This is a genomic window from Acinetobacter sp. SCLZS86 (genome assembly GCF_021560715.1).
Classification (GTDB): Bacteria; Pseudomonadota; Gammaproteobacteria; order Pseudomonadales; family Moraxellaceae; genus Acinetobacter; species Acinetobacter towneri_A.
The window spans coordinates 1,677,669-1,691,965 of sequence record NZ_CP090864.1 but is presented as its reverse complement, the minus strand read 5'-3'; the positions used below and the strand labels follow the sequence as shown (position 1 = coordinate 1,691,965).

The 14,297-nt window shown below is 40.7% G+C and carries 14 protein-coding genes; 8 read left to right on the top strand and 6 right to left on the bottom strand.

The window, feature by feature from the left end; genetic code table 11:
• The first annotated feature begins 6 nt into the window (after positions 1-6).
• Positions 7-1,155 carry a phospholipase A gene (locus LZP46_RS08160; RefSeq protein ID WP_236093523.1) on the top strand — a complete coding sequence of 383 codons (1,149 nt, stop codon included), beginning with the start codon at positions 7-9 and terminating at the stop codon, positions 1,153-1,155.
• 96 nt (positions 1,156-1,251) lie between these two features.
• On the opposite strand, the gene LZP46_RS08155 is transcribed toward LZP46_RS08160, so the two are convergent.
• The 3 genes from LZP46_RS08155 to ilvA all read right to left on the bottom strand — a co-directional run bounded on the left by LZP46_RS08155 (position 1,252) and on the right by ilvA (position 4,912).
• The gene (locus tag LZP46_RS08155; protein WP_236093522.1) at positions 1,252-2,592 is read right to left on the bottom strand and encodes a TrkH family potassium uptake protein; all 1,341 of its coding nucleotides are present in this window, start codon (positions 2,590-2,592) and stop codon (positions 1,252-1,254) included.
• Positions 2,589-3,245: a potassium channel family protein gene (locus LZP46_RS08150; protein WP_236093521.1), complete on the bottom strand. Its 657-nt coding sequence runs from the start codon at positions 3,243-3,245 to the stop codon at positions 2,589-2,591. Before LZP46_RS08150 ends, LZP46_RS08155 begins: the two co-directional genes overlap by 4 nt.
• Before the next feature lie 128 nt (positions 3,246-3,373).
• Complete coding sequence (gene ilvA, locus LZP46_RS08145; RefSeq protein ID WP_236093520.1) at positions 3,374-4,912, bottom strand: threonine ammonia-lyase, biosynthetic; 1,539 nt, start codon at positions 4,910-4,912, stop codon at positions 3,374-3,376.
• A gap of 105 nt (positions 4,913-5,017) precedes the next feature.
• On the opposite strand from ilvA, the gene rpiA reads away from it, so the two are divergent.
• From rpiA to LZP46_RS08110, 7 genes are all read left to right on the top strand, one after another.
• Positions 5,018-5,689 carry a ribose-5-phosphate isomerase RpiA gene (gene rpiA, locus LZP46_RS08140; protein ID WP_236093519.1) on the top strand — a complete coding sequence of 224 codons (672 nt, stop codon included), beginning with the start codon at positions 5,018-5,020 and terminating at the stop codon, positions 5,687-5,689.
• A 91-nt stretch (positions 5,690-5,780) separates the two neighbouring features.
• Positions 5,781-6,461, top strand: a complete 681-nt coding sequence (locus LZP46_RS08135; protein ID WP_236093518.1) for a M48 family metallopeptidase — start codon at positions 5,781-5,783, stop codon at positions 6,459-6,461.
• Positions 6,462-6,648: 187 nt separating this feature from the next.
• Positions 6,649-7,704 carry an N-acetyl-gamma-glutamyl-phosphate reductase gene (argC, locus tag LZP46_RS08130; protein ID WP_236093517.1) on the top strand — a complete coding sequence of 352 codons (1,056 nt, stop codon included), beginning with the start codon at positions 6,649-6,651 and terminating at the stop codon, positions 7,702-7,704.
• 79 nt (positions 7,705-7,783) lie between these two features.
• Positions 7,784-8,557 (top strand): DUF6776 family protein, encoded by a 774-nt coding sequence (locus LZP46_RS08125; RefSeq protein WP_230244995.1) that lies wholly within the window; start codon positions 7,784-7,786, stop codon positions 8,555-8,557.
• Positions 8,558-8,576: 19 nt separating this feature from the next.
• Complete coding sequence (gene clpS, locus LZP46_RS08120; protein WP_236093516.1) at positions 8,577-8,993, top strand: ATP-dependent Clp protease adapter ClpS; 417 nt, start codon at positions 8,577-8,579, stop codon at positions 8,991-8,993.
• A 9-nt stretch (positions 8,994-9,002) separates the two neighbouring features.
• Positions 9,003-11,279 carry an ATP-dependent Clp protease ATP-binding subunit ClpA gene (gene clpA, locus LZP46_RS08115; RefSeq protein WP_236093515.1) on the top strand — a complete coding sequence of 759 codons (2,277 nt, stop codon included), beginning with the start codon at positions 9,003-9,005 and terminating at the stop codon, positions 11,277-11,279.
• A 115-nt stretch (positions 11,280-11,394) separates the two neighbouring features.
• The gene (locus LZP46_RS08110) at positions 11,395-11,748 is read left to right on the top strand and encodes a YnfA family protein (RefSeq protein ID WP_236093514.1); all 354 of its coding nucleotides are present in this window, start codon (positions 11,395-11,397) and stop codon (positions 11,746-11,748) included.
• Between the two features lie 75 nt (positions 11,749-11,823).
• Here LZP46_RS08110 and LZP46_RS08105 read toward each other — a convergent pair whose 3' ends face one another.
• The 3 genes from LZP46_RS08105 to LZP46_RS08095 all read right to left on the bottom strand — a co-directional run bounded on the left by LZP46_RS08105 (position 11,824) and on the right by LZP46_RS08095 (position 14,142).
• Positions 11,824-12,321 (bottom strand): hypothetical protein, encoded by a 498-nt coding sequence (locus tag LZP46_RS08105; protein ID WP_236093513.1) that lies wholly within the window; start codon positions 12,319-12,321, stop codon positions 11,824-11,826.
• Positions 12,322-12,459: 138 nt separating this feature from the next.
• Complete coding sequence (gene argF, locus LZP46_RS08100) at positions 12,460-13,380, bottom strand: ornithine carbamoyltransferase (protein ID WP_236093512.1); 921 nt, start codon at positions 13,378-13,380, stop codon at positions 12,460-12,462.
• Between the two features lie 111 nt (positions 13,381-13,491).
• Positions 13,492-14,142: a TetR/AcrR family transcriptional regulator gene (locus tag LZP46_RS08095; RefSeq protein ID WP_168417358.1), complete on the bottom strand. Its 651-nt coding sequence runs from the start codon at positions 14,140-14,142 to the stop codon at positions 13,492-13,494.
• Between the last annotated feature and the right edge of the window lie 155 nt (positions 14,143-14,297).

Genomic DNA, 14,297 nt, shown 5'->3' with positions numbered 1-14,297 from the left:
GGATTTATGAGCGCGTTCAAACTGTTTGAACGCACAGGACTGTCGCTGAGTGTTGCTGCACTCAGCACTGTGTTTGTGGCGAAAATTTATGCACAAGACCCAGCTAGCTTAGTTGCACCTGCAACACCTGAAGCCTGTGTGGCTTTAGAGGCAAATGCTGATCGTTTGGCGTGCTATGATGCTCTGTTTAAAATTCCTGAAGCAGTAAAAACACCACTAATTAGTGAACGCCAAGCCGCTCAGGCACTTGCTCCTGTACCTGAAACCCTGAAAGAAAAAATTGCGGTAGGTGTGAGTAATTTATTTTCATTTGATGTACCAAAGCTTGATCCGAATGTATCTTTATTGGATAAGCGCTGGGAGCTTTCATCCGATAGTAAATTAGGTACATGGAATTTACGTGCTTATCAACCGGTGTATTTGATGCCTACTTTTTGGACGTCCGATAAAAATGAACGTCCACAAAGTTTGAATGAGCAAAATACCGTTCCAGTGGGTAAAGAACAAAACCTAACCTCAATGGAAACCAAATTTCAGTTGTCTTTAAAAACCAAAGCAGTAGAAAATCTGTTGGGGGATAACGGTGATGTGTGGCTAGGTTATACTCAGTCATCACGTTGGCAGGTTTATAATGGTGATGAATCACGTCCATTTCGTGAAACCAATTATGAGCCTGAAGCCAGTTTGATGTTCCGCACCAATTATCAGCTTTTTGGTTTACATGGGCGTTTGATGGGGCTGACATTGAATCACCAGTCCAATGGTCGTTCTGATCCGCTATCACGCAGTTGGAATCGGGTTATGTTTAATTTGGGTTTTGAAAAAGACAATTTTGCCTTGATGTTACGTCCGTGGTACCGCATTGAAGAAGACCGCAGTGATGATAACAACCCCGAAATTAAAAATTATATCGGGCGTGGCGATATGTTGGCATTTTATCGCTGGAAAGAGCATGACTTTTCTTTGATGCTTCGTCATAGTTTAAAAGGTGGTGATGACTCACACGGCGCAGCACAGTTTGACTGGGTTTTCCCAATCAGCGGCAAATTACGCGGTCATTTCCAGTTGTTTGATGGTTATGGCGAAAGCCTGATTGATTATAACCACCGCGCCACCTATGTTGGTTTGGGTGTGTCTTTAATGAATTGGTTTTAAGCCGATCAAAATTGATTTCTCATTATTGCTTGCTGAATATAAAACGCCAATCTTGAAGATTGGCGTTTGTTTTTGAAGTCGGATCGTATCTAGCTTTTATCCAACTTGAATATCTGCGGTTGGATGTTTAAGTCGGCTTTTTTGTGGTGTGGCGATTAAATAAGCCAAAGTCAGCGGCCCTAAACGACCTGCAAACATCAACAACATTAATACAATTAAACTAGCAGGTTGTAATTCACCCGTAACACCACGTGATAAACCTACCGTGCAGGCAGCAGAAACCACTTCAAAAAGTAAATCCAAAAAATTTTGCTTAGGTTCAAATAGAAGTAGGCTGAAGATACCGATTGTAATCAACATTCCAGTAATGCTGATCACCGCCAAAGCTTTAAAGGTGGTACGTTCAGATATGGCATGATTAAACACACGCACCTCATCTGAACGTCTTAAAAAACTGATCACGCTTAAAAAGACAATAACAAATGTACCAACTTTAATACCGCCTGCGGTACTGAGCGAACCGCCACCAATAAACATCAGCAACATGGTGAGTAGGGTGCTGGCATTTTGCATGCTGGTCATATCTAAACTGTTGAAGCCAGATGAACGCGGCACGGTGGCATGGAACCAAGCATTGAGGGCTTGGTCGCCAATACTCATCGCAGCAAGGGTATGCGGATTGCTGGCTTCAATGGCCCAAATCAGCAAAAATGCAACGAGGTTTAATCCTGCAATAGTAGAAAGAATGAGTTTGCTATTGGGTGAAAGTGTTTTCCAGCGTTTGGCTCGTTTAATATCCATGAGTACCACAAAGCCTACACCGCCAATAATATAGAGCATACTAATGGTAAGTGTAATCAAATACTGATCTGCAAAGCTCATTAAGCTATTTGGAAATAATGAAAATCCACCATTATTAAAGGCTGAAACACTATAGAAAGCCGCATAGAAAAACGCATCTTGAAAAGGGTAATCCTGCATCCAAGCGATCGTTAAAATTACTGTGCCTATCCCTTCAAAAAACAATGAGTAGAGCAATACGCCTTTAATGGTCATCGACACTTTAGATAGGTTGGTTTGCCCAATGGTGTCTTGCGCCATAATTTGTTGTTTTAAACCAATTTTCGATGACAAACTCAAAACCGCTAAAATTGCAAAGGTCATGAAACCCAAGCCACCACATTGTAATAACAACATAATGACCAATTGTCCAAATACGGTATAAGCATCGCCAATATTCACCACTGACAATCCAGTAATGGTCACTGCGGATGTAGCAGTGAATAAGGCATTGATCCAGCTCATCTCACCATGATGGGAAATGGGTAGTTTTAGTAAGATTGTGCCAATACAAATAAAGCTTAAAAAGCCAAGCGCCAACAGACTAGGTGGGCTTAAATTGACAGTTTTAATTGGTTGTTTCGCTGTTTTTTTCATTCTGACTTAAATTGTTTAGATAAGCGTTTTAATGGTTCAAGTTGTCCTTCAACCACCAAAATATCATCTGTTTGTAGCATTAAATTGGATTCAAGCGTATAGAAAATAGTTTCGGCACGTTTAAACAGTAAAAGTTTCACTTCGGGTGCATGTGACATCAGACTATGAATGCGTGTGCCATGCAAGTTGTCTGTAATTATTACTTTTACAATATAGTGGTTGTCGTTTAGGCTCATATAACGACTCACCATCGGATAACTCAGCGATTGCGCGATGCGAACGCCCATATCTTCTTCAGGGTGAATAATTTTGCTTACGCCCAAATGGGTTAAAATCATAGTGTGCGCTTTGCTTTTGGCTTTGACGTAAATTTTAGAAATACCCAAATTCTTTAAATTTAAGACACACAAAATACTGGCTTCAATATCTTCACCAATGGCGACCACGACCGCATCACAATTTTGAATATTCAGTTCTTCCAAAACGTGTTCATCGGTTGCATCGGCAATCACTGCATGGGTAATTTGATCGGCAATGTTTTCTACAAACTTTTTATTGCTATCAATCCCAATGACATCATGGTTGAGTTTGACCAATTGTGTAGCCACAGTTGCACCAAAACTACCTAAACCAATGACAGCAAATTGCGCCATAGCATCATCCTGAAAAATTATATTATTCTTGCAATATACTAAAATATTTTATGGATTTATACTGCGGTTAAATGACTAAAAACCGCTGGAATTAGCGGTCTTTAGTATTTGTTGACGTGTATAATCTTTTATTTTAAGAAACGCTGATAACCCAAATTGTTGGTAATTTCTTGGTATGGATACGTGATCTTTTCCAAAGTTTCGATTAAACCATCTGGGTTCTGTTTAGCATCTGAAGCTTCTAAACCGACCAATACACGACCTTCCGCTGCACCGTGGTTACGGTAATGGAACAGGGTAATGTTATGGGTTGGGCCTAAGCGTTCCAAGAAGGTGAGTAATGCACCCGGACGCTCAGGAAACTCCACACGGAATAGACGTTCATTTTCAATATCGGCATGACCGCCGACCAAATAACGAATGTGTAGTTTTGCTACTTCATCATCTGACAAGTCATCAACATCGTATCGGGTTTTGAGTAACTCATAAATGTCGTGGCGCTCTCTTTCACCAGATTTTAGGCTGATGCCGACAAAGACTTGCGCGGCAGTGGCATCACTGGCACGGTAGTTGAATTCAGTGATATTACGGCCTTGCAAGGCACGGCAGAAGTTAAGGAACGCTCCTTTTTCTTCTGGAATGGTCACGGCAAAAATTGCTTCTTTATGTTCACCGAGTTCAGTACGTTCCGCGATATAGCGTAAACGGTCAAAATTCATGTTTGCGCCACAAACAATTGACACCATGTTTTTATTTTGCAGTTGATGTTGCTCGACATATTTTTTGATGCCTGCCAAAGCCATTGCACCTGAAGGTTCTACAATGCTGCGGTTTTCATCAAAGGTGTCTTTAATTGCCGCACAGATTTCATCGGTATTCACCAAAACTACATCGCGCTCAACAATTGGGCCTGATTGATCTGATTTTTGTAGTTGTAAAACTTCAAACGGTTTCTCACCAATTTGTGCGACAGCAGTACCATCGGCAAATAAACCCACTTGCGGCAAAATAACCCGTTCATTGGCTTCAAAAGCCGCTTTTAAGCAAGCCGATTCATCATATTCTACAGGAATGACTTTGACATGCGGTGCGACATCGCCCAAGTAAGCTGCCACACCTGCAATTAAACCGCCACCACCAACAGCAACGAAAACGTATTCGACATCGCGCCATTGACGCAAAATTTCGTTGGCAATCGTACCTTGACCTGCTATGACTAATTCATCGTCATAAGGTGGAATAAAGGTCATGCCTTCATCTTGAGCACGTTGAATTGCATATTTATTGGCAACATCGAATGAGTCACCATGTAATACTACTTCGCCACCTAAGCGTTTTACTGCTTGTACTTTAATATCTGGCGTGGTTTTAGGCATAACGATAATCGCGCGAATGCCTAGTTTTTGCCCAGACAGTGCTACACCTTGCGCGTGATTACCAGCAGAAGCAGTAATTACACCACGTTTAAGTTGATCTTGGGGTAGCTGGCTAATACGATTATACGCACCACGCAATTTAAAAGAGAATACAGGTTGTAAGTCTTCACGTTTAAAGCGAATGTTATTGTTCAGTTTTTCACTAATTCGTGGCGCTGCGTCGAGTGGGGTTTCGATTGCAACATCGTAGACCGTTGCTTGTAAAATTTGTCGAACCAAACGAGACAGCATGTTAATCTTCCATCTAACAGTTTAAAATAGGGGGTTATTGTAACAAACCCCTGCACATTTGCGCTGTAAAATCGGCAACAAATGTCAAAATAGTTGAGTGAAGTCATGAGTCTGTATGCTACCCAAGATGAAAAGAAGCAAGCGGCTGCCAAAGCTGCATTAAAACATTTGCCTAAAGGCGGGATTTTGGGGGTAGGTACAGGTAGTACTGTAAATTTCCTGATTGATTTATTGCCTGAATTACAATTAGAAGCAGCTGTGGCAAGTTCTGAAGCGACTGCGGAGCGCTTAAAGAAACTTGGTATTGAAGTGGTCGATATGAACTCTGTAGGCAGTTTAGATGCGTATGTTGATGGTGCAGATGAAATTGACCGTCACATGCACATGATTAAAGGCGGCGGCGCAGCGTTGACTCGTGAAAAAATTGTGGCTTCGATTGCGCGTAAGTTTATTTGTATTGTCGATGATTCAAAGTGGGTAGAGCAGTTAGGCCGTGAGTTTCCTTTGCCAATTGAAGTGATTCCAATGGCTCGTTCAGCAGTGGCACGTAAAATTGTGGCTTTAGGTGGCGATCCTGCTTACCGCGAAGGTGTGGTAACTGATAATGGCAACGTGATTTTAGATGTTTATAATTTAAATATTTTAAATGCGCTGGAATTAGAAAAAACCTTGAATGATATTCCAGGTGTTGTGACCAACGGTATTTTTGCTATCAATAAAGCTGATATTGCAATAGTAGCGACCAATAATGGCATTGAAGAACGTACTGCGGTTTAATTCGTCTCCCAAGCCCCTTGTTTTTAATAGGGGGCTTTACTTCCTCCTTTATTAAAGGAGGGGTCGGGGAGGATTTAATAAAAGAACAATAATGACATTATCCGACTTACCTGAAATTCAAATCACAGCACATGCAAAAGCAACACGTTTACGATTGCGTGTTGAGCCGCATCAAATTCGTTTAACTGTACCGAAATATTGTACTCAGCGACAAATTCAGGATTTTTTGCAGCAATCCGAGCAGTGGATGATCGAAACTTGGCATAAACAGCAGGCACAGCAAGGACTTGTTCAGCGTGAATTACCTAATCAGTTGTCACTTTTTAATTTGGGTGAGCCTTTAAATATTCATTATCAAACACAAAAACACAGTTTTAGTTTAGATTTAAAAAAGCATTGTCTTTGGGTCAGTGACCGTCAACCTGCGGCATATTTAAAAGCATTTGTTATTGCTTATGCCAAACAAATGTTGCCGATATATTTGCAAACAGTCAGTCATGAAATTGCTTTGCCATTTAAACAGTGCGCAATTCGTCAACCGAAAACCCGTTGGGGCAGTTGCAGTACGCAACAGCATATTATGCTCAATAGCGCCTTGGTGTTGTTTCCTGAACAAATTGTGCGATATGTTGCTGTGCATGAGTTGGCGCATACACGACATTTTGATCATAGTCCTGCATTTTGGGCTGAAGTGCAGCGGCATGATGCGCACTATTTGCAGCATCGCAAACAGTTAAAAACAACGTCTTTGCCTTGGTGGTGGTATCAATAAAAAAGCCAACACCCACATGATAAGACTACAATGCAAAGGTGTTGCACGTATTGACTACAATCCAAATCATCTTTTATAAAATCAACAGAATAAAGAAAAGCCCCAAAACCCAAGTAAAACAGTTTAGAAAACTAAAACTTCCTGTCATACTATAGCGTTAGCTTAAACATGCTTTTGAATTGAGGTAATGCACGTGATTTCAGTTGGTATTGTCGGTGGTACAGGTTATACAGGCGTTGAATTATTGCGTCTTTTGCTACGACACCCAAATGTAAAAGTAAATGTATTGACTTCACGTACAGAAGCGGGTCGTCGTGTAGACGATATGTTTCCAAGTCTGCGTGGACACACAGATCTGTGCTACTCAGATTTAAACATCAAAGAATTAAAAAAATGTGATGTGGTGTTCTTTGCTACACCCCACGGTGTTGCAATGCAACATGCTGCAGAGCTTGTAGCAGCCAATACCAAGGTGGTCGATTTAGCAGCAGACTTTCGTTTGCAAGACTTATCACAGTTTGAAAAGTGGTATGGTATGCAACATGCTTGTCCTGAGATTTTGAAAGACTCAGTTTATGGTTTGTCTGAACTCAACCGTGAGCAAATTAAACAAGCACAGGTGATCGGTAACCCGGGTTGTTATCCGACTACTGTGCAACTTGGTTTAGCGCCACTATTTAAACAAACTGAAGCTTTAGTGAAACCTGAAAGCATTATCATTGATGCAAAATCAGGCGTATCTGGTGCAGGTCGTAAAGCCAGTCTAGGTATGATTTATTCTGAAAATGCAGACAACTTCAAGGCGTATGGTGTAGCAGGACATCGCCATCACCCAGAAATTGTAGAAGCACTGGAAAATATTTCAGGTCAAAAAGATGTGTTTAATCACATTATATTTGTACCGCATTTGGTCCCTATGATTCGCGGTATGCTCAGCACTATCTATGTCGATTTAACTGATGCAGGTGATGCAGCAGATTTACAAAGTCTATATGAGCAGTTTTATGCAAATGAACATTTTGTAGATGTTATGCCTGCCAATAGTTCACCAGAAACGCGTTCAGTACGTGGCGCTAACCAGTTGCGTATCGCATTGTATAAGCCACAACCGAAAAAATTAGTACTTTTGGTGGCACAAGATAACTTGGTGAAAGGTGCAGCAGGGCAAGCAGTACAAAATATGAACCTCATGTTTGGTTTTGCAGAACATGCAGGACTTGAGGTGATTGGTTTATTACCATAAGAACACGTTTTTCAACTTCACACACATTTAGATTTCGATTTAAATGTGTGTTTTGAATGAATCAAAACAAGAGATGACGATGCATAACACCGATACAGAAACCACGTCTCAGTCGAATTCAAGCATGACACCCTCATCTACACCGCCAGAAAAAAAGCCATTTCTTGAAAGCAATGCGCCTTTGGCAATTGGTGCTGCCATTTTAATTTTAGGTAGTGGCTTTTTGGGCTATTCAGTCGGGCATCGTCAGGGCTTAACTGTGGTTGGTTACGATGCCGATGCAGAACAACTGGTTGAAGTGGTGCAAGAACAAAAAACGCGTTTGGAAAGTCTGAATAAGAGCTTAAACGTTGCGATTCAAGAACGTGATGTTGCGGTCAGTAATTCTAATGACTTGTATCAAGCTTTCACTCAAGCGACTGAAGATAAGCAACGTACTGAAGGCATGAGCGCGATTTATCGTGAAGTCTTGCGCCAACGTGGTGGCTTAAGCCTGACTGTGCAAAATCTTGGGGTAAAACCATTACCAGACAATGCTTATGAATATCAGATCGATTTGGTGCAAGTGAGTCCTAGCAAGCGACGTGCAAGCGGTACGGTAGAACTGCGTTTAATTCAAGGCACAGAAGTGCTGGTTGTTCCGATGGAAGATAGCAATTTTAATTTTGATAATTATGAGCGTTTAACAGGGCGCTGGAGCATGCCTAAAGGCTTTAATCCAGACTTTATTGAAGTCCGTTTAAATGGCGCAACTCCTGTGATTAAACGCTTCAGTTGGAGCAAAGGTAAAGCCGTGGAAGCCGATTCAGCATTTATTTCTGAAATTCCACAAGCAGAAGCCAGTGCTCAATAATGTGTGATATATAAACCTTATGCGAAGCCAAAAACGATCAATTTGTTTAAATGAAATTAAAACCACGTTTCACCAATCTGGCTATGTCGATTGGCATTTAACCCCGCGTTTAAGTGTGGATGATGCGGGGCATGAAGACGACGGCGATATTGCGTTACAAACAGCACCGCCTCAATTAAAGCGTCCACCTTTGTATGCTGTCGTTTTAATGAACGATGACTACACCCCAATGGACTTTGTAATTGAAATTTTACAACAATACTTTGCAATGAATCTTGACCAAGCGACTCAAGTAATGCTAACTGTACATTATGAAGGAAAGGGTATCGCAGGGGTCTATCCGCGGGACATTGCGGAAACGAAAGCGAACCAAGTCAATAATTACGCTCGATCACAAGGTCATCCATTGCTTTGTCAGATTGAGCCTAAAGATTAAGGGGGTTACATGCTCAGTCGTCAATTAGAAGTATCACTACGTTTGGCTGTTAGCATGGCTCGTCAGAAGAGACATGAGTTTCTAACGGTTGAACATTTATTATTGGCTTTATTAGATAATGACTCTGCTGTAAATGCACTCAAGGCATGTGGTGCAGATGTTATTGTACTGCGTAAAGAACTAGAAGAATATGTAGAACAACATACCCCTAAACTTGCTGAAAATAATGATCAAGCCCCGCATCCAACAGAAAGTTTTGACCGAATTTTGCAACGTGGCATTTTCCATGTGCAATCGAGCGGTGGTGACCGTACTGTAGAAGGCGCCGATATTTTAGTAGCGATGTACTCAGAACGTGATTCTTTTGCGGTCTATTTACTTAAGCGCCATCAAATCAACCGTTTAACTTTGACGCAATACTTATCGCACGGTACACGTAAAGACGAAACGCAAGCGGAAGAAGAGGTTGAAGAGTTAGATGGGGAAGGTTCAAGTTCTGCCAACGCAGGCCCGCTAGAACTTTACACGCTAAATTTGAATACCGAGGCACAAAAGGGAAAAACCGATCCATTAATTGGTCGTGAAAAAGAAATTGAGCGTGCTGCACAAATTCTGTGCCGTCGTCGTAAGAATAACCCATTGTTAGTGGGCGATCCTGGCGTGGGTAAAACTTCTATTGCCGAAGGTTTGGCATGGTTGATTGTTAATGGTAAAGCGCCAAAGCCACTCGAAAATGCCGAAGTATATAGTTTAGATATTGGTGCGTTGGTCGCGGGTACCAAATACCGTGGTGACTTTGAAAAGCGTTTAAAACAACTATTAAATGCCTTAAAAAAGAAACCTGATGCAATTTTATTTATCGATGAAATCCACATGATTATTGGTGCAGGCTCGAGCATGGGCAGCACTATGGATGCGTCAAACTTAATCAAACCTGCGTTGGCAAATGGCACTCTACGCTGTATTGGCTCGACTACATTCCAAGAATATCGTCAGGTATTTGAAAAAGATCATGCGCTGTCACGCCGTTTCCAAAAAATTGATGTCAATGAACCTTCAATTTCAGAAACGGTTGATATTTTACGTGGTTTAAAATCGAAATTTGAAGAATTTCACCATGTAAAATATGACGATAAAGCCTTGGTGTTTGCGGTAGAGCTATCGGCCAAATTTATCAATGACCGTTTCTTGCCAGACAAAGCCATTGATGTGATTGATGAAGCGGGTGCACAGCGCCGTTTAAGAGCCGAGCAGGATGACACCTTAATCACAGTTGAAAACATTGAAGATATCGTGTCGAAAATTGCACGTATCCCACCTAAAACTGTATCTAAAGATGACAAGACTGTACTTGAACATCTTGAACGTGATTTAAAACGTGTGGTATTTGGGCAAGATGAAGCCATTGAAGCTTTGGCATCTGCAATTAAACTGTCACGCGCTGGCTTAAAAACACCAGACAAACCAGTCGGCAGCTTCGTTTTTGCAGGCCCTACAGGCGTGGGTAAAACTGAAGTGACCAAGCAGTTGGCCAAATTGTTAGGTGTGGAATTAGTACGCTTTGATATGTCTGAATATATGGAGCGTCATGCGGTTTCACGTTTAATTGGTGCGCCTCCGGGTTATGTCGGTTTTGATCAGGGCGGCTTACTTACCGATGCGATTCATAAAAACCCGCATTGTGTGTTGTTGCTAGATGAGATTGAAAAAGCACATCCTGACGTATTTAACTTATTGCTGCAAATTATGGATCACGGCTCATTGACCGACAATAATGGTCGTAAATCAGACTTCCGTAATGTGATTTTGGTTCTAACCACCAATATTGGTGCGGAAAGTATTTCCCGCGTGAGTATTGGTTTCATGGATCAAGACAACAGTAATGATAACCAGGAAGCAATGAAAAAAGCCTTCTCGCCAGAATTCCGTAACCGTTTAGATGGTGTGATTCAATTTAAGGCTCTACCTACTACCGTGATTGAAAATGTAGTAGATAAGTTCTTGACTGAATTACAAGCTCAATTGGATGATAAAAAAGTCATTCTTGAGGTTGATCAAGATGCGCGTGAATGGATGGCTGAGCATGGATATGATCGCCTGATGGGCGCCCGTCCAATGCAACGCCTGATTCAGGAACACTTGAAAAAGCCATTGGCAGAAATGATTCTGTTCGGTGAACTTGCTGAACAGGGTGGTAATGTCGCTGTTTCTGTGAAGAAAGAGAATGGTAAAGCGGTTGGTTTGAAACTTGAAGTATTTGAAGATCAAACGGCTGAACCAGCTTAATCAATCCCTATTTGAATTTTGAAAATAACCCATGCTCAACATGGGTTATTTTTTATGAATTCGCAGATGCGTGAACTTAAATCGTTACTGCTAAAAGAGAGACCACACAGGATTTATGGATTTTCAGATCACTAAAATTGCCAGCACAACGTTCTTGTTTTTTGTTACGGCAGTTATGGAAATATTGGGTTGTTATTTTCCTTATTTAATTTTAAATCAAGGGAAATCGCAGTGGTTATGGGTGCCAACAGTTTTGGCTTTAGCGGCCTTTGTATGGTTATTGACTTTACATCCTGCGGCATCGGGGCGAATTTATGCTGCTTATGGTGGCATTTATATTTGTACAGCCTTGATTTGGTTAAAGTATGTAGATCAGGTCAATTTAACACGTTGGGATATGTTCGGTGGAATGGTAGTGGTTTTGGGTGCATTGATCATTATTTTACAACCTCAAGGTTTAATACGTTAGGTTATATTTGGGTTTACGCATTAAACCTTAGGCATTAAATCTTAAAGCTGAGGTTGTTTTAGTTTTAAATACAGTTCAGTCTGCTTTAAATTGGCACTCGCTATTTGCCAATTGCACATTAAATTGTGTTTTTTCTGCGCTCAGTTGTAAGTTCAATACATAGGGATTTACCCGTTGGAACTGATGTTCAAAAATAGATTCACAATTATGTATTAAGTTTTGTTTAATCATATTTTTGACATTGTTATAACCCGTACTTTCTACAAACTGCGTGAAGTCAGGTGAAATAATCATGCCACGAATGTTAATTTGCTTGTCTGTAGTTGTACTTTGTTCAATCACTGTATTTTGATCGACTTGATAAGGCATTGTACGAGAGTCTTCGTCGCTAATGACATCTAAAATTTCATTTAAAGCGACGATATTTTGAATTTTATAATCTGCACTTAGAATCTTTTGTTGGACTAAATATTGATCTAATTCACTGGCTTTGGCATAGAGTGAAGCACTCGCGATCAGTGTAGTAGTGCACAGCGTAATTGTGGCAAGTGTTTTATCAATCATATTATTCATCTAAGCTCTTTTTGAAATTTTAGAAAAATAGACCATAACTCAAGATTATAGCGAGCCAAATAAAAAACAGCACCTTTTGGTGCTGTTTGTAACAAAACTCATCAAAGTTTTGCGAATATTTAAGACGGGTTTTAAAGCTTAGTCTTTTTTAAGATTTTCGTTCAATAAAAACTCTATCAATGCTTTTTGAGCATGTAAACGGTTTTCCGCCTCATCCCATACTACAGCGTTTTTATGATCGAGCATATTTTCAGAAATTTCTTCACCACGGTGCGCAGGTAAGCAGTGCATAAATAAACAATCAGGATGTGCTAAATCCATCAAGCGTTCATTCACTTGATAATCTGCAAACGCTTTTTCACGGATTTTTTGTTCTTCTTCCTGTCCCATACTTGCCCAAACATCGGTCACAATCAGGTCAGCATTGACTGCGGCATCTTCAGCAGAGTCTACTAATTCTACACAGTGTGCAAATTCAGACAGGAAACGTTGTTCAGGTTCATAGCCTTTAGGCGTTGCAATTTTTAAATTAAAGCCCCACATGTGCGCAGCTTCAATATAAGAGTTACACATGTTGTTGCCATCACCAATCCAAGCCACGGTTTTACCTTCAATTGAACCGCGATGCTCAACATAGGTTTGCATGTCTGCAAGGAGTTGGCAAGGGTGGTGATCGTCCGTTAAAGCATTGATCACTGGAACTTTTGAATAAGATGCAAAACGTTCTACAATGTCATGTCCGAAAGTACGAATCATCACAATATCAAGCATGCTTGAAATGACACGTGCAGAATCTTCAATCGGTTCACCACGGCCTAACTGTGTGTCACGTGATGATAGGAAAATTGCGCTGCCACCAAACTGACTCATACCTGCTTCAAACGATACACGAGTTCGGGTACTAGATTTTTCAAAAATCATTCCCAAGACTTTGCCCACAAAGGGTTGGAAAACTTCATTGTTATGCTGTTTACGCTTAAGCTCAATGGCGCGTTGCAAAATTTGATTCAGTTCTAAAGTCGATAAATCGCGTAATGTTAGAAAGTGACGTAGAGCCATTCGTTACTCCACAATAATTGCTGAATGAGAAAAACAACAATTAGTTGTTGATTGGTTAAGTGAAAAAGGGAATCGGCTAATATACTATAGGATGAAGAAATTGCAAAAAAACTAGACTTTTTGATGGGCGTCTAGAAAGCGATCTACACAATAACTTACATAATTGATTGTTTCTTGTTCAGTTTCTTGTTTTGGAATGCCCATAATAATGCGCCATTCTAAATTTCTTAAAATCCCAAAATACAATTGTGCCGAATAAACAGGGTGTTCGCAGCGAATGAGCCCTTGTTGGCTGGCATGCTCTAGCACTTTGGCAATGCACAATTGTACGTGCAGAGGGCCGCGCTCATGAATATGCAAGGCAATGTCAGGGTTGCGCTGACTTTGCTCTAAAACTAAACGCATAAAAGCTGCATTTTCAGGCGCTAGTATATGATGATAAAAATTCAGCAAGGTCTGAATTAAATAACCACGTAAATTGGAATCTATTTGTTCAAAAGGGATGTGAATATCCTGAAAAAACTTGTCACGGCGATAATCACAAATCGCTTTAAACAAGCCTTCTTTATTGCCAAAGTATTTATAAATAGAAGCTTTAGAACCGCCAGCATGTTGCACAATATCATCTAAAGATACGGCATCGTAGCCACGTTCTAAAAACAGATCAGTTGCACTGACGAGCAGCGCCACACATCGCTCATGTCCACGCTTTGTAGGAGGGACATCTTTACCGAAAGGGGTTAAATGAGCGATATCTTGCATATTGGATAATATTTCAGCAAATGATCAAAGGGAGAGATTGTTATTATAGCAAATTTATGCACAGCGTGCTGTGTCGAAGTGTACAGGCAGCGTGCTTGAATTCAGAAAAAATAGAAATACACTCAAAATAAGCAAATTTTGCTTATTTAGTATGC